Origin of the sequence: Pseudomonas sp. NPDC089406 (assembly GCF_044900265.1) — a bacterium.
GTDB classification, from domain to species: domain Bacteria; phylum Pseudomonadota; class Gammaproteobacteria; order Pseudomonadales; family Pseudomonadaceae; genus Aquipseudomonas; species Aquipseudomonas fakonensis.
In genome coordinates, this window is record NZ_JBJDNC010000073.1 from 1 (window position 1) to 21,627 (window position 21,627).

The window sequence follows — 21,627 nt, forward strand, 5'->3', positions numbered from 1 at the left end:
CCCCGAAGCGCAGCGTAGGGGGCCGGATGATGGGAGCAGGCGGCTTTGGTTACTTTGGCCGTCCAAAGTAACCCGCCGTAAGGGCGGAAAGGTGACGAAAAGCGCATATCGTCAATGAATGCGCATGCATCTCCCAAAGCAATAACTATAAATCCCGAACCCGAACCCGAACCCTATCAGGCCAAAGCCAACCCCACACAACACCGCGCCAACACATCAGTAGGGTCCACCAGCGCCACCATCCGCCCCCCGATCCGGTAGCCCTGCGCCTGCGGCAACACCAACGGCAACTCCGTACACCCCAAGATCAAAACCCCGGCCCCCCGGCCCACCAGGTGCTCCGCCGCAGCCAGCAGATCCTCCCGGCACTGGCCGTCAACAAACCCCGCCTTGACCCCTTTCTCGCCATAAATGGCCCGCATCACCCGCGCCTGCGCAGCCTCATCCGGCACCAGCAAATCAAGCCCGGCAGCCGCCGCAACCTCGTGGTACACCCGGCTGGCCAGGGTGCCGGACGTGGCCAGCAAGCCGATCGGCTGCCCAGCCCCATACTGGCGGGCAATGTAGGCGATGGTCGCGGCCGGCATGTGCACGATGGGCACCTGCAACTGCCCCTGAATCCGCTGCACATAGGCATGCGCCGTGTTGCAGGGGATGGCGATGGCGTTGGCGCCCTCGCATTCCAGGCGCTTGCAGGTGGCGTACAAGGCCACCGTGGGGTCGGCTTCGCCGTGCAGCAGGTTGGCGGTGCGGTCAGGGATCTGCGGGTTCTGCTCCACCACCATGCGGATATGGTCCTGGTCACGCCCGGCCGGGGTGTTGGCCACCACCTTGCCCATGAAGTCCACCGTCGCCGCCGGCCCCACGCCGCCAACGATGCCCAGGCGAAACGGCGCCCGCCCGCTGACGGCATCGCTGGTACCGGCGAACGCGGCGTACACCTGGTTCACGTCCACGCAGTCGAGGCCGCGCCGGCGCAGGTCGGCGGCGATCAAAGACAGCTCGGTCATGCCAGGCAGCAGCAGGGTCGCGCCCTGGGCGCCGAGGTCCAGGCAGGCCTGGTGCACCTGCTCCAGCGCCACGCCTTCGCAGTGCCCGGCCTTGATCCCGGCCGGGCCGTACACCGCATCCATCAGCCGTACCTGGTTGTCGTCGGACGGGTAGACCAACTCGTAGTGCGCCGCAAAATGCTGCTCGAACAGGCCGGCGCCACGTACATAGTCCGAGGTCAGCACCCCCAGCCGGGCGCCCGGGGCAACCCGGCTGGCCACGTGCTGCTGCAGCGCCGCGAGCATGTCGACCACCGGTACCTGCAGCTCGGCGCGCAACTCGTCGATGAAGGTGTGGCTGGCAAAACACGGCAGCAGCACCGCATCGGCGCCGCTGGCGGCGAAGGCCTGGCACAGGCGGTACACGTACAGTTTGCGCGAGGTCATGCTGGCGCCGAGCGCCAACGGCAGGGCCAGGTCGTTGAACGGTTGCTGCTCGAACACCAGGCGGTAGCGGCCCTGGTCGGCCAGCACGGCGTCGCTCTTGAGCAGCTTGAAAAACAGGTCGCCGCCGGCCAGGGAGCCGAGGCCGCCGATGATGCCAAGGGTGCGAGGGGTGGATAGGTTCATGCAGGCAGGCTCAGGCAGGTTGCGGGTTGGCTTGGGCGGCAGGGGCATCGCCGTGGCGCTCTTCCAGGCGGGCGATCACCGCAGTGGCAATGCTGTTGCCCACCACGTTGGTGGCGGTACGGCCCATGTCGAGAAACTGGTCGATGGCCAGAATCAGCAGCAGGCCCGCCTCGGGCAGGTGGAACATCGGCAGGGTGGCAGCGACCACCACCACCGAGGCCCGGGCCACACCGGCCATGCCCTTGCTGGTGACCATCAGGGTCAGCAGTATCAGCACCTGCTGGGTGAACGACAGGTCGATTCCGTAGGCCTGGGCGATGAACATGATGGCGAAGGCCTGGTACATCATCGAACCGTCGAGGTTGAACGAGTAACCCAACGGCAGCACGAAGCTGGACACCCGCTTGGAGGCGCCGAACTTTTCCAGTGCATCGATGGTTTTCGGGTAGGCCGACTCGCTGCTGGCGGTGGAAAACGCCAGCAGCACCGGCTCGCGAATCAACTTGCCCAGATGCAACACCGGGCGCCCGAGGAACAGGTAGCCCACCCCGAACAGCGCCGCCCACAGCAAGGCGATACCCACGTAGAACTGGCCGATCAGCTTGCCGTAGTCCAGCAGCAGGCCAATGCCCTGGGTGGTCACCGCTGCAGCCAGTGCGGCGAACACGCCCACCGGGGCGAACATCATCACGTAGTCGGTGATGCGGAACATCACCTTGGCCAGGTCGTCCACCAGCGCGCCGATGCGCTCGTCGCCCTGCTTTTTCACGTAGGCCAGGGCCAGGCCGAAGAACAGCGAAAACACCACGATCTGCAGGATCTCGTTGTTGGCCATGGCCTCGGCGATGCTGCGCGGGAACACGTGGCTGATGAAGGTCTTCAGGCTGAAGTCGCCGGCATTGACGGTGACTGCGCTGGCCGCCTGGGCGTGCTCGACGCTCAGGTTAAGCCCGGCACCTGGCTGGAACAGGTTGACCAGCAGCATGCCCAGGGCCAGGGAGAACACCGAGGCGCTGACGAACCACAGCATCGAGCGCAAGCCGATGCGGCCCACCGAGCCCGAGTTGCCGAGGCTGCCGATGCCAGCCACCAGGGTGGCGAACACCAGCGGGGCGATGATCATCTTGATCATGCGCAGGAAAATATCGGTGACCAGGCTGAAGTAGCCGGCAATCTCTTTTGCAGCGTCGGGGCTGGCCGCGAAGCGGTTGCAGGCCCAGCCGACGAGGATGCCGAGGACGATGGCCACGGCGATATAGCGGGGGAGCTTGTTGTTATTCATTGTTGACCTCGATGGGGGTTGGCACGCCGAGGGGCGGCCTGGGCAGGTTACGGCGAGGGCAACGGGCAGATGATGAGGATGCGCCATAGTTCGATGCAAAATCGTCATAGTTGCTGACTGGCTGCGATGGGCGGCTAAAATCAGCCAACCCCCATGAAATCACCCTGCGCAGGCCGAGCATGCAAACCAAGTGGATAGACGACCTGCTGGCAGTCGCCGAAACCAGCAACTTCTCCCGTGCGGCCGAAATCCGCTGCATCACCCAGTCGGCGCTGTCGCGGCGTATCCGTTCGCTGGAGGAGTGGGTGGGGGTGGAGCTGGTCGACCGTGGTACCTACCCGGTGCAACTGACCCAGGCCGGGCGCACCTTTTGCGACGAAGGCCGCGACGCCCTGGCGGCGTTCATGGACCTGCGTTCATCCCTGCGCCGTGGCGAGCGCATGCCGGGGCGTTCGATCCAGGTGGTGGCCGGGCACACCTTGTCGATGACCTTCGTGCCCAAGTGGTTTGCCGAGTTCCAGCGGCGCAACGGCTACTTCAACGCCCGGGTGCTGGCGGCCAATGTGCAGGAGGCGGTGATCGCGCTTGCAGAGGGCGGCTGCGACTTGATGATCGGCTACAGTCACCCGCGCGCGCCGATCTTTCTCGACCCGGACAAGTTCGTCGGCCTGCGTCTGGGCACCGATGCGCTGTTTCCGGTGTCGGCGCCGGACAGCCAGGGCCGGCCGCTGTTCAGCCTGCCGGGCACGCAGGCAGAGCCGATCCCGTACCTGGGCTATACCGCCACCTCGTTTCTGGGCCGGGTGGTGGATGTGATCCTTCAAGACCAGGCGGCGCCTGCGCAGCTCAAGCGCTTTTACGAGGCCGACATGGCCATGCACCTGCTGCGCATGGCCCGCGAAGGCTATGGCATTACCTGGCTGCCGGAGTCGGCGGTGGAGGAGGAACTGGCCGCAGGCCGCCTGGTGCGCGCCGGCGGGGCGCAATGGGAGGCTTCGCTTGAGATCTGGTCGTTCCGCTCCATGGGCAACAGCAACCAGACCATGCTCGAGCTGTGGAAGTCGCTGGAGCGGGAGGTGCGCTGAGCGCTGTGTACCCTGCGCTGTACCTGTGGGAGCGGGCTTGCCGGAGTGCCGGACCACCGCGAAGCAGACGGCGCGGTGGATGGCACCGGCTGCGCCGGTGTTCGCGGGCAAGCCCGCTCCCACAGGGATGGCACAAGCTTCAGGCCGGTGTCGTACCTGTAGGAGCCGGGTTGCCGGCGATGAGGCCGGTTCAGGCAGCACAAGACAATTGCCCAAAGCCAGCCTGTCATGCCGGCCTGAGCAACGTGCGCTGGCGGCCGACCGGGCGGGGGCCGGAGTTCGTCGCCCCGGCCATTGATGTGAAGAAGTTCAGCGCGCCGCCGGAGTGAGGGTTTCGCCCAGCACCTTGCCCAGCACGCTGCACACCTGCTCGGCGGAATATGGCTTGGCCAGGAACTCGAAGCCCTGGTGGCCGCCTTCGGCGATCGCCTCGCTGTAGCCGGAGGTGAGGATCACCGGCAGTTGCGGGTGGCTGCGGCGCAGTTCGCGGCCCAGCGCCAGGCCGCCGATGCCGGGCATCACCACATCGGAAAACACCGCATCGAAGGCGCTGTCGGCACTGGCGATTTGCGCCAGGGCGTCCTCGGCGCTGGTCGCCCAACTGATCTGGTAGCCGTGGTCGCGCAGTATCTGCGCAGTGAAGCTGCCGACATCGGCGTTGTCTTCCACCACCAGGATGCGCCGGCGCTGGCCGTGGGGCGCGGGTGTGGTGCCGGGGCAGGGGGGCTCGCTGGCGGCCTGGGCCGCCTGGGGCAGGTACAGGGTGAAGGTGGTGCCCTGGCCCTCGATACTGTTCACCTGCACGTCGCCGCCGGACTGGCGGGCGAAGCCGAACACCTGCGACAAGCCCAGCCCGGTACCTTGGCCGGCGGCCTTGGTGGTGAAGAACGGGTCGAAGATGCGCTCGAGCAGGTGCGCGGCAATGCCGACGCCGCCGTCGATCACCGAAATGGCCGCGAACGGCCCGGCCTGGGCGGGCTGGTCGCGCATGGCCGGCAATGGCCGGCCGGCCTCCAGGCGCAGGCGCAGGGTGCCTTCGCCGGCCATGGCATCGCGGGCGTTGATCATCAGGTTGATCACCGCGGTTTCCAGCTGGCCCAGGTCGGCGTGCACGTGGCAGGGCGTAGTGGGTAGTTCAAGCTGCACCTGCACCCGCGCGCCGGTGGCGCTGTCGAGCATCTCGGCCATGGCTTCGAGCCGTGGGCCGGCCTCGAACACCTGCGGGCTCAGGGCCTGGCGGCGGGCGAAGGCGAGCAGCTGGCCGGTGAGCTTGGCGCCGCGGTCGACGGTGTCGGCCATGGTCTTGAGGTAGCGGCTGCGGCGCGTCTCGTCGAGGTCCGGGCGCTGCAAGAAGTGCAGCGACGAGCGAATGATGGTCAGCAGGTTGTTGAAGTCGTGGGCCACCCCGCCGGTGAGCTGGCCGATGGCTTCGAGTTTTTGCGTCTGGCGCAGCACGGCTTCGGTGTGCAGCAACTGGCTGGTGCGTTCTTCTACGCGCTGCTCAAGGGTGGCGTTGAGCGCTTCGAGGGCCGACATCGTCTCGCGCACCTCGGCATGCGCCTGCACCCGCTGAATGTGCGCCCAGCAGCGTTCGGTGACTTCGCTGATGAGGGTCTGCTCGTAGCGCGTCCAGGCCCGCGGCGCCTTGTCGTGGATGGCCATCAGCGCGGTCAGGCGGCCCTCCTTGATCAGCGGCATGCAAATAGTGGCGGTGATGCCCATGGCCTGGAAAGTGGCCGAAGCGCGGGCCGGCAACTGCGCCAGGTTGTTGTCGATCACCAGTGGCAGGCCGGCGCGCAGGCGGCTGACTGCCAGGCGGCCGAAGTCGGCCAGGTGGTACTGGCCGAGCAGGCGCGGCGAGCCCGGCGCCACCCAGTCGCCGCAGATGGTGAAACCGTCCTGGTCGGGGTCCATCACCGCATAGGCGCAGCTGGACAACTGCAGGTGCTCGCCCAGCAACTGCGTGGTGGTGGTCATGATGCGTTCGGGGTCGGTGGCGTTGGCGGCGGCGCGGCCGAGGCTGTCGAGGAAGTTCAGGCGGCGGTTGGCGACCACGCTGGCGGTGGTTTCGGTGACGGTGTCGAGCATGCCCACCACCTCGCCGGCATGGTCGCGGATGGGGCTGTAGCAGAAGGTGAAGTAGGCCCGCTCAGGGCTGCCATGGCGTTCGATGAGCAGCGGGAAGTCTTCGATGAACACCGCCTCGCCCTTGAGGGCGCGCTGGGCCATGTGCTCGATATCGCTCCAGGCCTCCTGCCACACATGGCTGAACGGCCGCCCCAGGGCCAGCGGCTTGTCGCCGAGAATCTGCGCGAAGGCGTCGTTGTGCAGGGTAATCAGTGAGTTGCCCCACAGCACCGCCTGGGGGAAGCGCGAAGCCAGGCACAGGGCGACGGTGGTCTTGAGCACGTCGGGCCAGCTGTCCAGCGGGCCGAGGGGGGTGTCGGCCCAGTCGTGGTTGCGGATGCGCTCGGCCATGAGCCCGCCGCCTTCTAGCCATTTCGCCATGTGCTCTGCCGGTCCTCTTGCTCAAGTCCTTTAGAGTGCACCCAGAATAGGCGCTTGGCGAGGGTTTTTGCTCTTCTGTTCCGGTCGCTTTCGCGGGCAAGCACACAGGGTGCCAGCGTTTGCTAACTGGGCAAGATGTTGCTTCCAGCAGTGCACCATTGCCTTGGTGGATCGCACACTGTCCTGTTCCTTGGCACACACCGGGTGACCAACAGCTATCAGCGGAAACCTGCCAGGATCCATTTGGTTTCCTCGAGTAATCGGCGGTTGTCGGCTGTCTCTGCATCTCCCATCGGAACGCCATCCATGAGTCGTTCGGGATCCGACCAGAAGGGCACTCGAACGTCGTTCACCGTATTCACGGTTGCCATCACCGTGCGCCATCCTGGCTCGCCTGCAGGTTCATGAATGTAGCCATGACCATAACGGAACGGGTCGAGGTTGCCTTCAAAGTATTGATGAGACGCCCCTGCTAAATGGCCGATCTCGTGCCCCGTAGTAAAGCGCCATACACCGATGCATTTCAGGTTGACGTAGACGAAGGCTTTGTCTTCGGTGGCTGGTCGTCCAGCTGCACGACCGCATGATTCCCTAATGGTGTCGACGATCAGCACCACGACATCAGCCTTCAGCTCGTCACGCATCGGATGTACCTCGTCCATGAAGCCATCGTTGGGTGTTACAAGTCTTTGCAAGTCGATGTCGGGACTGGGGCTCTGCTCATAGTCAAGTTGACTGAAGTTGGCGAACTCAAGTGACATATCGATACCGCTGTTGAGGTAAGTCAGATTCGACTCTTCGATTGCCAAATGCGCCAATGCTTGCAAGTCCTCTTGAGCTTCACCGGCGTTTTTGGTACCGACGATCAGTACCCGGACGGTTGCATGGCCGGGCTCATGGGGGTGGGGTTTGTTGAGAGCTTTGCTTGACGTGGCCATCGGGGCCTCATCGCGCGCATGATCGGGTGGCAGCTTCGCCCCATTCACTTTCTCAACTACATAGCCACTGCTGGTGGGAAGAAGCCGGAAAACCTGGCTGTGCCAGCGCAATGTCCCGGCGGCTCGGCCATTTGCATTGACGAGAACGACGCCGTTCATCGTGGCCTCCAGTGTTCCGGAGGCGGGTGCCGCTTGGCCTGCTTCACTCAACGAGCCGTACCACACCAGCGTGCCATCTTCGCGCTTGATGGCCTGCGTTCGATGCGCGGTCAGTGACATTCGATCACCGAGGTTCACCTGGAGTTTTTCGGTATTTTGCGTCAATTCGTCAGTAACGACTTTGGCCGGCCACTGTTTTGAGATCCAGGCCGCTTGCGCGGCTTCTTTACTTTGACCTGCAGAAAGAAAATCGCCACCGGTTACATGTGACACCCAGACCACGATTGCTAGGCTCAACAGGCCTGCCCCAATTACCCCTTTGCGCATTGTTGGCTCTCCCCCTTTCTGGTGAACGCACCTAAGCGCCCCAAGCCGATTGGATGCCCTAGGCTTTGTACGAAAAGTGCCTGCGCGACGACCATGCTGCGTTGAAAACAGGCTGGTGCGCCAGCCCGGTCGGAATGCTCATTGACAACCAGTCAAGTCGAGCGCGACTCCGGCCGTTCCTCGCCTGTTTTCGCCTTGCCTGATCGCCGCTCGGCGACTTTTCGTACAAACCCTAGATGAGGGGGGAATGTATCTGCTGGGCTCATTTTATGAACCTGGCAAAAATATCAGGTAGGTGGGGCGGCAATGGCTCAGCGTATGAAATGCACCTTGCCGCTGTCGTCATTGCCCATATAGATGCCATACACCCCCGCCTGGCGCTCCAGAATGTACCGCTCGAGAATCTGCCGGATCGCCGGGTAGTAGATCTCCTCCCACGGAATCTCGTCCGGCTCGAAGAACTTGTAGGCCATCGTCTCAGGCCCGTACTGCCCGGTCTCTTCGGTGGCGATGGCGCGGAAGATGATGTACACCTCGCTGATGTTCGGCACGCTGAAGATCGAGTAGGGCGAGACGATCTCGGCGCGTACGCCGCTTTCTTCCCACACCTCGCGCAGGGCCGCCTGCTCGGTGGTTTCGCCGGCTTCCATGAAGCCTGCGGGGAGGGTCCAGGTGCCGGGGCGCGGGGGGATGGCGCGCTGGCACAACAGGTACTTGCCGTCGCGCTCGATGATGCAGCCGGCGATGATTTTCGGGTTGATGTAATGGATGTAGCCGCAGCCGGTGCAGTGCAGGCGTTCGTGGGTGTCGCCTGTGGGGACGCCCCGGGCCAGTTCTGTGGTGCAGTGCGGGCAGTAGCGCGGGGCGATGGGCATGGTCAGCGGCCTATGCGGGGGTCCTTGAGGGGCAGGGGAGCGACGATTTCGCGGACCTTGGCGTTGTCGTCCTGCTTCTGGCGCAGGTAGTCCAGTGCCACTTTTGCAGCGGCACGCACGTGGTCGACCGAGGCCTGGTGCGCCACCATCGGGTCGCCGCCCTTGATCGCTTCGACGATCTTTTCCATTTCACGGTTGCTGGCGCCGCGGCGGTTTTCTTGCGAAACCGAGGTGGCGCGCAGGTAGCTGATGCGTGCCTGCAGCTGGCGCAACTGCTGCGCGGCCACCTGGTTGCCGGAGCCTTCCAGCAGCACGTCGTAGAAGCCTTGCACCGAGTCCAGTACCTGGGCCAGCTCGCCTTCCTCCAGCGCCTCGCGGTTCACTTCAAGGGCGCGCTCCAGGGCGCGGATGTCCTTGCTCTTGGCGTTGAGGGTGAACAGCTGGACGATCAGGCCTTCGAGCACGCAGCGCAGCTCGTAGATGTCGCGGGCATCTTCCAGGGTGATGATGGCCACCCGCGGGCCCTTGGCGTCGGCGAATTCCACCAGGCCTTCGGATTCGAGGTGGCGCAGGGCCTCGCGCACCGAGGTGCGGCTGACGCCGAGGCGGTCGCACAGGTCGCGCTCGACCAGGCGGTCGCCCGGCAGCAGGTGGAAGTTCATGATCGCGCTGCGCAGTTTGTCGAGCACGATTTCACGAAGGGTGACGGGGTTGCGGTTGACCTTGAAGCTGTCGTCGAGTGGCTGGCGTTTCATCAGGTGCGCTCTTTTATGAGGCTGTTGCGCCAACATCGCGAAGGGCCACGAACCGTGGCGCTCCTTGCAGTGGTTCGAAACAGCCCGTTGTTAACGGGTTGACTCTGCGTCGGCTTCGGCGAACGCCTCGCGGGCCAGGCGGAAACTGTCCACCGCCGCAGGTACGCCGCAATAAATACCGACTTGAAGCAGGATCTCGCGAATTTGTTCGCGGCTCAGGCCATTACGCAGGGCGCCGCGAATGTGCAGCTTGAGTTCGTGGGGCCGGTTGAGCGCGGAAATCATGGCCAAGTTTATCATGCTGCGCTCTTTGAGCGACAAACCATCGCGGCCCCAGACATGGCCCCAGCAGTACTCGGTGACCAGCTCCTGCAGCGGCTTGGTGAAATCGTCGGCGTTCTGGATCGAGCGGTTTACGTACTCTTCGCCGAGTACTTGGGTGCGGATCTGCAGGCCTTTCTCGTACTTTTCGTTGCTCATCTGCCGAAGTCCTTGCACGTGGAATAAAAATGGGGGCCGCAACCGAAGGTGAGGGGGTATGCGCGGCCCCCGGAAACAGTGGGGCGCCGATCGCGGGGCAAGCCCGCTCCCACGAGGTCATCACGTGGGAGCGGGCTTGCCCCGCGATGGTGTTTCAGCCCAGCGGCGGCAGCGCGCCGAGCTTGCCCTTGTGGTACACCATGGGGGTGACCGGCTGCTCGGGCAGCACCAGGTTCTTCACCGCGCCGACGATGATCGCGTGGTCACCGCCGTCGTACTCGCGCCACAGTTCGCACTCGATGATCGCCGTGGCCTTGGTCAGCAGCGGGTTGCCCAGCTCGCTCATGTGCCACTCGATGCCTTTGGCCTTGTCCTTGCCCTTGCCGGCAAAAGCGTAGGCTTCGGCGGTCTGCTCGGCCGACAGCAGGTGGATGGCGAACTGCTTGCTGTCACGCAGGATCGGGTAGGTGTCCGAGGCGTAGTTGGGGCAGAACAGCACCAGCGCAGGCTCGATCGACAGCGCGCTGAACGCGCTGGCGGTGATGCCGACGATGGCGCCGTCGGCGTCCAGGGTGGTGACCACGGTGACACCGGACGGGAACGAGCCCATCACGTCTTTGTAGATGCCTGGTTCGATCATCTCGTGCTACCTCTTAGCGCATCACAAACGGGTCGGGCATCGGCGCGGTGGACAGGTTGATCCACACGGTCTTCAGCTCGGTATAGGCCAGCACCGAGTCGATGCCGCTTTCACGGCCGTAGCCGCTGTTCTTGAAGCCGCCGATGGGGGCCATGGCCGACACGGCGCGGTAGGTGTTGACCCAGATGATGCCGGAGCGCACATCGCGGGCCAGGCGGTGGGCACGGCCCAGGTCGCGGGTCCAGATGCCGGCGGCCAGGCCGAACTGCGAGTCGTTGGCGATTTCCAGCGCCTCTTCTTCGGTCTTGAAGCGGATCACCGCGGCCACCGGGCCGAACACTTCTTCCTGCATGATGGTCATCGAGTTGCTGTCGCACTCGAACAGGGTCGGCTCGTAGAACCAGCCGTCGCCCTCGACCTCGGCACGCTTGCCGCCCATGTGCAGCTTGGCGCCTTCGGCCTTGGCTGCAGCCACCAGGCCTTCGACCACGGCCAGTTGTTGCGCGGTGGCCATGGGGCCCATTTCGCTGGCGTCGTCCTGCGGGTTGCCGATGCGGATGCGCTTGGCGCGGGCGATCAGGCGCTCGACGAACTCGTCGAAGATCTCGTCCTGCACCAGCAGGCGGGAACCTGCCACGCAGCTTTGCCCGGAGGCGGCATAGATGCCGGCCACGGCGCCGTTGATGGCGCTGTCCAGGTCGGCGTCGGCGAAGATGATGTTCGGCGACTTGCCGCCCAGTTCCAGCGACAGCTTGGCGAAGTTCTCGGCGCTGCTGCGCACCACGTGGCGGGCAGTGGCGGCGCCGCCGGTGAAGGCGATCTTGCGTACCAGCGGGTGGCGGGTCAGCGCCGCGCCGGTGCTTGGGCCGTAGCCGGTGACCACGTTGACCACACCGGCCGGGAAGCCGGCTTCAAGCGCCAGGCGGGCCAGCTCGAGGATGGTTGCCGAGGCGTGCTCGGACGGTTTGAGCACGATGGTGTTGCCGGCGGCCAGGGCCGGGGCCAGCTTGATCGCGGTCAGGTACAGCGGGCTGTTCCACGGGATGATCCCGGCCACCACGCCGATCGGCTCGTGCACGGTGTAGGCGAACAGGTCCGGCTTGTCCAGCGGCAGGGTGCCGCCTTCGATCTTGTCGGCAAGGCCTGCGGTGTAGTGGAAGAACTCCGGCAGGTAGCCGACCTGGCCGCGGGTTTCGCGGATCAGCTTGCCGTTGTCACGGCTTTCGAGCTGGGCCAGGTGTTCTTTGTTCTCGGCAATCAGGTCGCCGAGGCGGCGCAGCAGCTTGCCGCGGGCGGTGGCGGTGATGCTGCGCCATTCCTTGCTTTCAAACGCGCGCTGGGCGGCCTGCACGGCCAGCTCCACATCGGCTTCGTCGGCGTCGGGCAGTTGCGCCCACACTTGGGCGGTGGCCGGGTTGAGGCTGTCGAAGGTCTTGCCGCTCTGGGCATCGAGCCATTGGCCGTCGATGCACATCTGGAAACGAACGAGGGTCATGCAACAATCCCCTTGGCGGATTCGGTGAGGGTGCGGGCCTGCTTGAGGAAGTCCAGCAGCATCTTGTTGACTTCGCGCGGCGCTTCCACCGGCATCATATGCCGTTGCTCGGCCAGCACCACGCTTTGCGCGCCAGGGATGCTGGCAGCGAGCTGGCGGGTCATGGCCGGGGTGGAGCCGGCATCGAGTTCGCCGGTGGCGATCAGGGCCGGTACTTGGATGCTGCCAAGGTCGGCGGCGCGGTACATGTCCTGGGTGGCGAACAGCGAATAAGTGGTGTGGTAGCCCTGCGGGTCGTTGCTTGCCAGGATCTGGCGGATGGCGGCGACCTGTGCCGGGTTGGCGGCCTTGTACTCGCGGCTGAACCAGCGGTCCAGGGCGGCATCGACGTTGGCGTCGGGGCCTTGCTCGTAGGCTTGCGCGGCGCGGGCGATAACGCCTGCGCTTTGTTCTGGGGTGCGGTTGAACACGCTGTTGAGCACCACCAGCGCTGCGAGGCGCTGCGGGTAGTTCAGCGCGAAGGCGCGTGCCACCAGGCCGCCCATGCTGAAACCGATCACCGTGGCTTGTTGAATCTGCAGGTGGTCGAGCAGTTCGGCAAGTTGGTCGGCGTAGCCTTCCAGCGGGGTGTCGGCTGCCGGGACGCGGCTTTGGCCGTGGCCGAGCATGTCATAGACAATGACGCGGTAGTCGTTGGCCAGGCCAACGATCTGCCCGCCCCACATTTCCTTGTTCAGGCCCACGCCGTGGATCAGCACCACGGGTTGGCCCTGGCCCTGGACCATGTAGCTGGTCCCGGCCGGTGTACGTTCAGCGACAGGCTGAATCATGAAGGGCGCTCCTTGAAGGTCGGGCGCGGCGGGTATGCACGCCACGCCCAGGCCCGTCTTGGTTGTTGTTATTGAGCGTTGGCTTTTTCGGCAGCCAGTTCTTCCAGGTCGATGTAGCGGTTGCCGATGCGCGGGTGCAGGCGGCCGCCGTCGGAGGCGCCCAGTACCACGACGATCTCGTCGGCGCGCGGGGCGTCTTCGATCTGCATTTCCAGGGTGATGTAGTGCGAACGCTGGCCTTCGTCGTCCTTCTGCATCATCGGGATCTGGATCGAGGTGCCTGGGCCGCCGCGCTTGTTGGTGAAGCTCAGGTAGCTCTTGGCCTGTACCGCTTCGCGGTAGTGGTTGCCGAAGCGCAGGGTGTGGATGACGGCCGAGGCGTGCTCGATCTCGCCATCGGCGCCGACCACGGCAGCCTTACCGTAGGCTTCGATCTTGTCGGCACCGCCGATGGCGGCGATCAGGCGCTCGACCATCAGCGCGCCCAGCTCGGAGCAGTTGGCGCGGATTTCTGGCTTGAGGTCTTCAACGAAGCCGCGGCCGGCCCATGGGTTCTTGATCACGACGGCCAGGCCGACCATGGTCACCGGCTTGTCGGTGGCTTTGAAGCCTTCGATGCGGGTCTCTTCGGAGTAGGTGACGATCTTGCGGATTTCGAAACTCATGGGGGGCTCCTGGTTAGGGTTATCAGCTCTTGTTGTCTGATGGTATACCATAATATTTGTTGCGCAAGGGGCGGCTGGAAATTTCTCTTGCGAGGGGACGAAAGGTGCGTTGTACCGCGCTTTTTGATGTTGTCTGTACCGGCCTCTTCGCGGGTAAACCCGCTCCCACAGGTACAGCGCAGGCCTTGAGTTCTGCGGGGATCCTGTGGGAGCGGGTTTACCCGCGAAGAGGCCGGCACAGGCTTAAAAAAAAGCCCGCTCTCGCGGGCCACAGGGGCCCACGGGAGCGGGCTGCGTCCCGCAATGTTTCAGGCAAAGGGAATTCAGGCGAACGCCGGCACCACTTCCTTGATGAACAGCTCCAGGGACTTCTTCTTCTCGGCGTGGGGCAGGCTGTTGTCGCACCAGAAGCTGAACTCGTCGACGCCGAGCTCCTGGTAGTACTTGATCCGCGCAATGATCTCTTCAGGGGTGCCGATCATGGTGTTCTTGCGGATGTTGTTCAGGTCGAACGCCGGCACTTCGGCGAACTTGGACTCCGGGCTTGGCTCGAGGAAGCCGTTGACCGGGGTGGTCTTGTTGCCGAACCAGGCATCGAAGGTGCGGTAGAAGCGCGAGATGGCCTGGGCGCCGACCTTCCAGCCGTCGGGTTCTGCCGGGCTGTGCACGTGGGTGTGGCGCAGCACCATCAGTTGCGGGCGCGGCACGTCCGGGTTGTTGTCCAGGGCGGCCTGGAACTTGTTTTTCAGGTCCAGCACTTCTTCGTCGCCCTTCATCAGCGGGGTGACCATGACGTTGCAGCCGTTGGCCACGGCGAAGTTGTGCGAGTCCGGGTCGCGGGCGGCGATCCACATCGGCGGGGTGGCGTTGAACGGCTTGGGCACGCTGGTGGAGGTGGGGAACTTGTACACTTCGCCGTCGTGGGCGTAGTCGCCTTCCCACAGCTTGCGCACCACCGGGACCATTTCGCGCAGTGCCTTGCCACCGTCGGTGGCCGGCATGCCGTTTGCCATGCGGTCGAATTCGAACTGGTAGGCGCCGCGGGCCAGGCCCACTTCCATGCGCCCGTTGCTGATCACATCCAGCAGGGCGCATTCGCCGGCCACGCGGATCGGGTTCCAGAACGGCGCGATGATAGTGCCGGCGCCCAGGCGGATCTTGTCGGTGCGTGCAGCCAGGTAGGCCAGCAGCGGCATCGGGCTCGGCGAGATGGTGTACTCCATGGCGTGGTGTTCGCCGATCCACACGGTGCTGAACCCGCCGTCTTCGGCCATCAGGGTCAGCTCGGTCAGGTCTTCGAACAGTTGGCGGTGGCTGACCTGTTCATCCCAACGTTCCATGTGCACGAACAACGAAAATTTCATGGGGTTTTCCTCGGAGCTTGTTGTTGTCGCCCACCATCGGTGGGCGCTCTATGTAGGAGCCGGCTTGCCGGCGATCACCGGCTTGCCGGTGCCATCCACCGCGTCGCCTGCATCGCCGGCAAGCCGGCTCCCACAGGGGTAGCGGGCGTTTCGGAATCAGGCGAACGCCGGCAGGCTGGCCATCTTGCCGCGGCAGTAGACCATCGGGCGGGGCGCCTCGGCAGGCACGATCAGGTTGTGTACCTTGCCCACCATGATGGCGTGGTCGCCACCTTCGTACTCGCGCCACAGCTCGCATTCGATGACGGCAGTGGCACCGGCCAGGATCGGGTTGCCCAGCTCAGACAGCGTCCACTCGATACCGGTGGCCTTGTCCTTGCCTTTCTTGGCAAAAGCATAGGCCTCGGCCTGCTGTTCACCCGAGAGCAGGTGAATGGCGAAGCGCTTGTTCTTGATCAGCACAGGGTAGGAGTCGGAGCTGTAGTTGGGGCAGAACAGCACCAGCGGCGGGTCCATCGAAAGCGAGGAGAAGGCGCTGGCGGTCAGGCCGACGATCGAGCCGTCGTCGTCCAGGGTGGTGATGACGGTTACGCCGGACGGGAAGGAGCCCAGGACGTTCTTGTAGACAGTTGCGTCGATCATCTTGTGTACCTCGGAAGGGCTGCGGTGGTCCGCGGTTTTTATCGTTGATGTGTCTGATGGTATACCGTAATACCTATTTTGCAAGTGGAATTTTCAAGCTCGCCATCTACGCGATGAACGGCGCAAAGCCACGAATAGCGCGGGGTTCAGCATCTAGAGCAGTTGCCCTGCAGCTTGCTCAACCGGATCAGCTGGCGTTTTTTCATGGGGATCAGTGTTGTCAAAAGCTTGGAATACCATAATATGGTCTTCAGCTGAGAGGCCGCCTAGATGCGGTTTCCTTACAAAGATAAAAACGACCTTTCGAGCTGAATTCCTATGTCCCAACCGTCTTCGCAGCACCAGTTTGTCGAGAATCACACGGTCGATTACGTTCCACCTGCCGAGCGCCACGGGAAGGCGCGCGACCTGTTCACCCTCTGGTTCAGCACCAACATCGCGCCGCTGCCCATCGTCACCGGGGCCATGGTGGTGCAGGTGTTCCACCTCAACCTGCTGTGGGGCCTGATTGCCATTGCGCTGGGCCACCTGCTGGGCGGCGTGGTCATCGCCCTGGCCTCGGCCCAGGGGCCGCAGCTGGGCATTCCGCAGATGGTCCAGAGCCGTGGCCAGTTCGGCCGTTACGGCGCACTGCTGATCGTGTTCTTCACCGCGCTCATCTACGTCGGCTTCTTCATTTCCAACATCGTCCTGGCGGGCAAGTCGATCCACGGCATCGCCCCCAGCGTGCCGATGCCCAGCGCCATCGTCATCGGCGCGCTGAGTGCCACCGCCATCGGCGTGATCGGCTACCGCTTCATTCATATCCTCAACCGCGTCGGTACTTGGGTGATGGGTTCGGCGCTGCTGGCCGGCTTCATCATGATGTTCGTCCAGGAGCTGCCGGCCGACTTCTTCAGCCGTGGCGCGTTCAACCTGTCGGGCTTCGTCGCCACCGTGTCGCTGGGCACCATCTGGCAGATCAGCTTCTCGCCTTATACCTCCGACTACTCGCGCTACCTGCCGCGTGAAATCGGCATCGCCAAGCCGTTCTGGGCCACCTACTTCGGCGCCACTCTGGGTACCATCCTGTGCTTCAGCTTCGGTGCGGTGGCGGTGCTGTGCGTGCCCGAGGGCACCGACGCCATGGCCGCGGTCAAGCAGGCGACCGGCTGGCTGGGCCCGATCCTGATGGTGCTGTTCCTGCTCAACATCATCAGCCACAACGCCCTCAACCTGTACGGTGCGGTGCTGTCGATCGTCACCGCCATCCAGACCTTCGCCGCCCAGTGGACCCCGAGCATCAAGGTGCGCGTGGTGCTGGCCTCGATCATTCTGGTGGCCTGCGGCATGGTGGCGCTGAACGCCTCGGCCGACTTCATCGGCGAGTTCATCGGGCTGATTCTGGCGCTGCTGCTGGTGCTGGTGCCGTGGGCCTCGATCAACCTGGTGGACTTCTACCTGATCAAGAAGGGCGAGTACGACATCGCCTCGATCTTCAGCGCCGATGGCGGTATCTATGGCCGCTTCAACCACCACGCGATCATTGCCTACGCCTGCGGCATCCTGGTGCAGCTGCCGTTTGCCAACACCTCGCTGTATGTGGGGCCGTACTCCAACATCGTCGAAGGGGCCGACCTTTCGTGGCTGTTCGGCTTGCTGGTGACCGTGCCGCTGTATTACTGCCTGGCCAGCCGTGGCAAGCCGGTGAAGGCGGGCAGGGCGGTTGGGGTGAATGACTGACCTTTAGCTTTTACCCAAGCTGAAACCATCGCGGGGCAAGCCCGCTCCCACGTAGCCCTGTAACCGGGTGCGTGGGAGCGGGCTTGCCCCGCGATGGTTTTGTGGTGTTTGGAATGGGGGCTGCTTTGCAGCCCCTTCGCGACACAAGGCCGCTCCTACAGGGGGACGCGCTCGCTTGTGTAGGAGCGGCCTTGTGTCGCGAAAGGGCCGCAAAGCGGCCCCGGTGCCTTCAGATCAGAGCTTGAACTGCGCCACCATGCCGTTCAGGTCCACCGCCAGGCGCGACAGGTCCTGCGCTGCAGCGCTGGTCTGGTTGGCGCCGGCCGAGGTCTGCATGGCCAGGTCGCGGATGTTCACCAGGTTGCGGTCCACTTCGCGGGCCACCTGGGCCTGCTCTTCGGAGGCGCTGGCGATCACCAGGTTGCGCTGGTTGATCGAGGCAATGGCTTCGGCAATCACTTCCAGCGCCTGGCCGGCACCTTGAGCCACTTCCAGGGTGCCGCTGGCACGGCCCTGGCTGCTGTGCATGGCGCTGACCGCACGCTCGGTGCCGGTCTGGATGCCGCCGATCATCTGCTCGATCTCGGCGGTGGACTGCTGGGTGCGGTGGGCCAGGGCGCGCACCTCGTCGGCGACCACGGCGAAACCACGGCCGGCTTCCCCGGCGCGGGCGGCCTCGATGGCGGCGTTCAGCGCCAGCAGGTTGGTTTGCCCGGCAATCGAGCCGATCACGTCGAGTACGCGGCTGATCTCGTTGGCGCTGGTGGCCAGCTGTTCGATTTCTTCCGAGGTGCCGGTAACGTCGTCCACCAGATGCTGCAGCGAGCTGAGCGCCTGGTTGACCTGGTCGCGGCCATCGCGGGTGGTCTGGTCGGCGCCCTTGGAGGCGTCGGCGGTGCTCACCGCATTGTTGGCCACTTCTTCCACTGCAGCGGTCATCTGGTTGACCGCAGTTGCGGCCTGGTCGATTTCGGCGCTCTGCTGGTGCAGGCCGCGGCTGGTGTCCTCGGTGACGCTGTGCAGCTCTTCGGAGGCCGAGGCCAGCTGGTCGGAGGAGGCGGCGATCTTGCGCAGGGTGTCGCGCAGGCTTTGTTGCATCTGGCTCAGGGCGCGCAGCAGCATGGCCGGCTCGTCGCGGCCGAGTACCTGGATGTCACGGGTCAGGTCGCCGGTGGCGACGCGCTCGGCCACGGCTACTGCGTCGGCCAGGGGCACGACGATGCTGCGGGTGAGCAGGGTGGCGATGGCGACCAGCGCCAGCATGATCACCACCAGCGACACGATGATCACCGAGAACGCTTCGTCGGCCACGTTGCTGCTGCGCTGGGATGCGTCTTCTGCGCCCTTGCCGTTGTAGGCAATGAGTGCGCCCATGGCTTTCATCATGCTGTCGGCGTACTGGGTGAGGGGCCCGCTGATCTTGCGCTTGGCATCGGCCGCGCGGCCGGCGGCGATGTCCTTCAGCACCCCCTGTTGCTCGGTGTAGTACTGCTGGTGGGCGCTGTTGAAGGCGTTGAACAGGGCACGGTCATCGGCGGCGATGATGGTGTCCTCGTAGTCCTTCAGGCCTTGCTTGAGCTCGTCGTTGATCCGCCCGAGCAGGGCGACGTTGCGCTCACGTTCGGCCGGGTCGTCGTCCAGCGCAGTGCGCAGGGTAACCGCACGGACGCGGCCGAGGTTGGTGCTGATGTCGTTGAGGGCGACCACGGCGGGCATCCAGGTAACGCGGATCTCGTCGGTGGCGCTGTCCATCTGTTTGGTTTCATACAGTGCAAGCAAACCCATGATCAGTACCAGGCCTCCCAACAGCGCAAACACGCTGGCGGCCCGTTTACCGATCTTCATATTCCGTAACTGCATGAATGCTCCTTGACGTTGTGCTGGCAGGCGTCAAGAGCATGGTCGTGAGGGCCTTGTGGCGGTGATCGCCAGGCTCTCGATGCGCTGCGGATATTAGGTATTCCTCACCTTCAGGTATTTTTTTGACGTCAATGATGGCACGGTGCCTTGATCATTGACCAGTCGTTCAATGTAACAACGTAAATAGACAGATCCGTCACAATTTGACGGATCTGTCAGCTTTTATCGGCTCAGACTATGGCAATCGCGGGGTCTGCGGCTTTCAGTGCCAGCTCGCGATCTGCTGCAGGCGGATAGATCCACACCGAATTAATTTGCCGTTTGAGGGTTTTGCCTTCCTCGCCCTGCAGTTTCAGCTCGCGTTCCCAGCCTTCGCTGTAGGCCGCGCCCCACTCGCCGAGGTCGAGGCAAGTGACGTACTTGGGCTGGCGGTACACCACAGGGGCGATGCCCAGCAGGTCGGCCATGGCGTTGTTGCCCGAGTGGCGGCCCATGGGGATGGCGTGCTGGCAGGTCATCAGGGCGTGGTTGCCCAGTTCGTCCACTGCCGCCCAGGCGGTGTCGCCGGTGGCGTAGATGTGTGGCTGGCCGATCACCTTGAGGTGGTCGTCGACCCGCAGGCGGCCGAGGCCGTCGCGTTCGCCGGCAATTTGTGCGGTCAGCGGGCTGGCCTTGACGCCTACGGTCCAGATCACGGTCTTGCTGGCGATGTATTCGCCGTTGTCCAGGGTCACGCCGCCGGCGTCCACCGCCACCACCGAGGTGCCGGTCAGCCATTCGACGCCGGCCTGTTCGCTGGCCGCGACGATGGCCGGGGTGATGCCGGCGCCCAGGGCGGCGCCGATGCTGGTGCCACGGTCTACCAGCACCACGCGCACATTACCGGCGCCCAGGATGCTGCGCAGGCGGGCGGGCATTTCGGTGGCGGTCTCGATGCCGGTGAAGCCGCCGCCGCACACCACCACGGTGTTGCGCGCCGGCGAGGCGGGCAGGGCGGCCAGGCCCTTGAGGTGCTGCTCAAGGTGTACCGCCGACTCCATCTGGTCGACATCGAAGGTGTGCTCGGCCAGGCCTGGCACCGCAGGGCGCGCTACCTGGCTGCCGGCGGCGAGGATCAGGCGGTCATAGCCAAGCTGCTGCGCCTGGCCCTGGCTGTCGACATAACCGACCTGGCGCGCGGCGCTGTCGATGGTTTGTACATGGCCGTGGATGAACTCGACGCCAACGGCATCGAACAGTGCGTCTACCGGTGCCTGCAGGGTGTGCGCGTCGGCTTCGTAGAAGCGCGGGCGAATGCGCAGTTGCGGCTGCGGGGCCAGTACGCTGATGCGCACATCGTCGCGCTGGGCCTGGTCGAGCAGGCGGGCGGCGCTCAGGGCGCTCCAGACACCGGCAAAGCCGGCACCGATGATCAGGATACGAGAGGTCATGTATGTGCTCCGCAAGGGTGAGGTGTGGGTGTTCGGCGGGGCGTTGAGTGGCTGCCGAATAACTACGACTGTATTGATCGGAGTTTGTCGCCGCAAGTGTTTTTTTTGCCATGGCCCGGTTCGCGGGCCCCGGAATTGTGCTTGAGGCCTTATGAAATCTGGCTTTCTGGGGATCTGGTTTTTTTGTGCTGGCGACCGGTGGTCATGCCGGGCTTTGCCTGATGGCTGTGGACGGCGTAATATTTACGACAAAACCAGTCGGAGATTGATATGTCGCTCTACAGTGCCGGCGTCGAGTACGGCATCCATTGCCTTTTGTTCCTGGTGGACGAGCGCGGCGACAGCCGCGAGGCCAGCGTGCGCGACCTGGCCGAGTTGCAGGGCGTGCCGCAGGAGTACCTGGCCAAGGTCTTCACCAAGCTGGCCCGGGCCGGGCTTGTTGCTGCCACCGAGGGTGTGCGTGGCGGGTTCCGTTTGGCGCGGCCATCGGACGAGATCACCGTGCTGGACATCGTCACGGCCATCGACGGGGCGAAGAAGATTTTCGATTGCCGCGAGATACGTGAGCGCTGCGCGGTGTTCGAGGGCTCGGCGCCGGCCTGGGCTACCGAGGGGACCTGCGCGATCCATGCGGTGATGCTTTCGGCGCAGAAGCGCATGGAGGAGGCCTTGGCGCAGCAGACTATCCTGGATCTGGCTCGGCGGTTTGGGCGCAAGGCGCCTGTGGAGTTTGGGCACAGGGTCAATGAGTGGATGGGGGAGCGGCGCGATGGCAAGGGGGCTGGGGATATTGCGGTTGTGGCGGTTTGATTTGTGGTGGCTGTTGGGGCTGGTTTAGTTGGTTTGGTTGGTTTTAAAAGTTGTATGCGCATTCATTATTTGTAGTGACGCTTATTCACCTTTCCGCCCTTACGGCGGCTCACTTTTTGAGGGATCAAAAAGTAAGCAAAA

General features: G+C 64.2%; 18 protein-coding genes. 3 read left to right on the top strand and 15 right to left on the bottom strand.

The features are described 5' to 3' along the window. Positions 1-176 precede the first annotated feature (176 nt). Both ACI2KK_RS28275 and ACI2KK_RS28280 read right to left on the bottom strand, forming a co-directional pair. The gene (locus tag ACI2KK_RS28275) at positions 177-1,619 is read right to left on the bottom strand and encodes an aspartate/glutamate racemase family protein (RefSeq protein ID WP_404671549.1); all 1,443 of its coding nucleotides are present in this window, start codon (positions 1,617-1,619) and stop codon (positions 177-179) included. A gap of 10 nt (positions 1,620-1,629) precedes the next feature. After that, positions 1,630-2,901, bottom strand: a complete 1,272-nt coding sequence (locus ACI2KK_RS28280) for a dicarboxylate/amino acid:cation symporter (protein WP_404671550.1) — start codon at positions 2,899-2,901, stop codon at positions 1,630-1,632. Positions 2,902-3,080: 179 nt separating this feature from the next. On the opposite strand from ACI2KK_RS28280, the gene ACI2KK_RS28285 reads away from it, so the two are divergent. After that, on the top strand, positions 3,081-3,986 hold the full coding sequence (locus tag ACI2KK_RS28285; protein WP_404671551.1) for a LysR substrate-binding domain-containing protein: 906 nt from the start codon (positions 3,081-3,083) through the stop codon (positions 3,984-3,986). A 309-nt stretch (positions 3,987-4,295) separates the two neighbouring features. On the opposite strand, the gene ACI2KK_RS28290 is transcribed toward ACI2KK_RS28285, so the two are convergent. The 11 genes from ACI2KK_RS28290 to ACI2KK_RS28340 form a co-directional block, all read right to left on the bottom strand. Next, positions 4,296-6,494: a GAF domain-containing protein gene (locus ACI2KK_RS28290; RefSeq protein ID WP_404671552.1), complete on the bottom strand. Its 2,199-nt coding sequence runs from the start codon at positions 6,492-6,494 to the stop codon at positions 4,296-4,298. A 218-nt stretch (positions 6,495-6,712) separates the two neighbouring features. Beyond that, positions 6,713-7,918: a M12 family metallo-peptidase gene (locus ACI2KK_RS28295; RefSeq protein WP_404671553.1), complete on the bottom strand. Its 1,206-nt coding sequence runs from the start codon at positions 7,916-7,918 to the stop codon at positions 6,713-6,715. Positions 7,919-8,229: 311 nt separating this feature from the next. Continuing rightward, complete coding sequence (locus tag ACI2KK_RS28300; RefSeq protein ID WP_404671554.1) at positions 8,230-8,793, bottom strand: NUDIX hydrolase; 564 nt, start codon at positions 8,791-8,793, stop codon at positions 8,230-8,232. A gap of 2 nt (positions 8,794-8,795) precedes the next feature. Next, complete coding sequence (locus ACI2KK_RS28305) at positions 8,796-9,548, bottom strand: GntR family transcriptional regulator (protein WP_217839109.1); 753 nt, start codon at positions 9,546-9,548, stop codon at positions 8,796-8,798. Between the two features lie 90 nt (positions 9,549-9,638). After that, a complete protein-coding gene (locus ACI2KK_RS28310) occupies positions 9,639-10,028 on the bottom strand; it encodes a carboxymuconolactone decarboxylase family protein (RefSeq protein ID WP_136915273.1) in 390 nt (129 codons plus the stop codon). Positions 10,029-10,182: 154 nt separating this feature from the next. Continuing rightward, positions 10,183-10,668: a flavin reductase family protein gene (locus ACI2KK_RS28315; protein ID WP_217839108.1), complete on the bottom strand. Its 486-nt coding sequence runs from the start codon at positions 10,666-10,668 to the stop codon at positions 10,183-10,185. A gap of 13 nt (positions 10,669-10,681) precedes the next feature. Continuing rightward, positions 10,682-12,163: an aldehyde dehydrogenase gene (locus tag ACI2KK_RS28320; protein WP_217885254.1), complete on the bottom strand. Its 1,482-nt coding sequence runs from the start codon at positions 12,161-12,163 to the stop codon at positions 10,682-10,684. Then, entirely contained in the window at positions 12,160-12,993 is an 834-nt protein-coding gene (locus ACI2KK_RS28325) for an alpha/beta fold hydrolase (protein WP_369986607.1), read from the bottom strand. Before ACI2KK_RS28325 ends, ACI2KK_RS28320 begins: the two co-directional genes overlap by 4 nt. Before the next feature lie 68 nt (positions 12,994-13,061). Beyond that, on the bottom strand, positions 13,062-13,658 hold the full coding sequence (locus tag ACI2KK_RS28330; RefSeq protein ID WP_217839105.1) for an amino acid synthesis family protein: 597 nt from the start codon (positions 13,656-13,658) through the stop codon (positions 13,062-13,064). Positions 13,659-13,981: 323 nt separating this feature from the next. Continuing rightward, positions 13,982-15,022: an LLM class flavin-dependent oxidoreductase gene (locus tag ACI2KK_RS28335; RefSeq protein WP_404671555.1), complete on the bottom strand. Its 1,041-nt coding sequence runs from the start codon at positions 15,020-15,022 to the stop codon at positions 13,982-13,984. A 156-nt stretch (positions 15,023-15,178) separates the two neighbouring features. After that, a complete protein-coding gene (locus ACI2KK_RS28340; protein WP_217885250.1) occupies positions 15,179-15,664 on the bottom strand; it encodes a flavin reductase family protein in 486 nt (161 codons plus the stop codon). Between the two features lie 318 nt (positions 15,665-15,982). Between ACI2KK_RS28340 and ACI2KK_RS28345 the strand changes: the two genes are divergently transcribed. Next, positions 15,983-17,386, top strand: a complete 1,404-nt coding sequence (locus ACI2KK_RS28345; RefSeq protein ID WP_404671556.1) for a purine-cytosine permease family protein — start codon at positions 15,983-15,985, stop codon at positions 17,384-17,386. Between the two features lie 234 nt (positions 17,387-17,620). On the opposite strand, the gene ACI2KK_RS28350 is transcribed toward ACI2KK_RS28345, so the two are convergent. Both ACI2KK_RS28350 and ACI2KK_RS28355 read right to left on the bottom strand, forming a co-directional pair. Next, positions 17,621-19,246, bottom strand: coding sequence for a methyl-accepting chemotaxis protein (locus ACI2KK_RS28350; RefSeq protein WP_404671557.1), 1,626 nt, complete (start codon positions 19,244-19,246; stop codon positions 17,621-17,623). Between the two features lie 230 nt (positions 19,247-19,476). Further along, positions 19,477-20,676 (bottom strand): NAD(P)/FAD-dependent oxidoreductase, encoded by a 1,200-nt coding sequence (locus ACI2KK_RS28355; protein WP_404671558.1) that lies wholly within the window; start codon positions 20,674-20,676, stop codon positions 19,477-19,479. A 270-nt stretch (positions 20,677-20,946) separates the two neighbouring features. Here ACI2KK_RS28355 and ACI2KK_RS28360 point away from each other — a divergent pair, with 270 nt between their 5' ends. Further along, on the top strand, positions 20,947-21,486 hold the full coding sequence (locus ACI2KK_RS28360; RefSeq protein WP_217885246.1) for an Rrf2 family transcriptional regulator: 540 nt from the start codon (positions 20,947-20,949) through the stop codon (positions 21,484-21,486). Positions 21,487-21,627: the final 141 nt, after the last annotated feature.

Coding starts and splice junctions, on each gene's coding strand:
- ACI2KK_RS28325 (WP_369986607.1), bottom strand. CDS start 12,993: ATGATTCAGCCTGTCGCTGAACGTACACCGGCCGGGACCAGCTACATG.
- ACI2KK_RS28340 (WP_217885250.1), bottom strand. CDS start 15,664: ATGATCGACGCAACTGTCTACAAGAACGTCCTGGGCTCCTTCCCGTCC.
- ACI2KK_RS28305 (WP_217839109.1), bottom strand. CDS start 9,548: ATGAAACGCCAGCCACTCGACGACAGCTTCAAGGTCAACCGCAACCCC.
- ACI2KK_RS28350 (WP_404671557.1), bottom strand. CDS start 19,246: ATGCAGTTACGGAATATGAAGATCGGTAAACGGGCCGCCAGCGTGTTT.
- ACI2KK_RS28345 (WP_404671556.1), top strand. CDS start 15,983: ATGTCCCAACCGTCTTCGCAGCACCAGTTTGTCGAGAATCACACGGTC.
- ACI2KK_RS28275 (WP_404671549.1), bottom strand. CDS start 1,619: ATGAACCTATCCACCCCTCGCACCCTTGGCATCATCGGCGGCCTCGGC.
- ACI2KK_RS28295 (WP_404671553.1), bottom strand. CDS start 7,918: ATGCGCAAAGGGGTAATTGGGGCAGGCCTGTTGAGCCTAGCAATCGTG.
- ACI2KK_RS28330 (WP_217839105.1), bottom strand. CDS start 13,658: ATGAGTTTCGAAATCCGCAAGATCGTCACCTACTCCGAAGAGACCCGC.
- ACI2KK_RS28310 (WP_136915273.1), bottom strand. CDS start 10,028: ATGAGCAACGAAAAGTACGAGAAAGGCCTGCAGATCCGCACCCAAGTA.
- ACI2KK_RS28300 (WP_404671554.1), bottom strand. CDS start 8,793: ATGCCCATCGCCCCGCGCTACTGCCCGCACTGCACCACAGAACTGGCC.
- ACI2KK_RS28290 (WP_404671552.1), bottom strand. CDS start 6,494: ATGGCGAAATGGCTAGAAGGCGGCGGGCTCATGGCCGAGCGCATCCGC.
- ACI2KK_RS28315 (WP_217839108.1), bottom strand. CDS start 10,668: ATGATCGAACCAGGCATCTACAAAGACGTGATGGGCTCGTTCCCGTCC.
- ACI2KK_RS28360 (WP_217885246.1), top strand. CDS start 20,947: ATGTCGCTCTACAGTGCCGGCGTCGAGTACGGCATCCATTGCCTTTTG.
- ACI2KK_RS28285 (WP_404671551.1), top strand. CDS start 3,081: ATGCAAACCAAGTGGATAGACGACCTGCTGGCAGTCGCCGAAACCAGC.
- ACI2KK_RS28335 (WP_404671555.1), bottom strand. CDS start 15,022: ATGAAATTTTCGTTGTTCGTGCACATGGAACGTTGGGATGAACAGGTC.
- ACI2KK_RS28320 (WP_217885254.1), bottom strand. CDS start 12,163: ATGACCCTCGTTCGTTTCCAGATGTGCATCGACGGCCAATGGCTCGAT.
- ACI2KK_RS28280 (WP_404671550.1), bottom strand. CDS start 2,901: ATGAATAACAACAAGCTCCCCCGCTATATCGCCGTGGCCATCGTCCTC.
- ACI2KK_RS28355 (WP_404671558.1), bottom strand. CDS start 20,676: ATGACCTCTCGTATCCTGATCATCGGTGCCGGCTTTGCCGGTGTCTGG.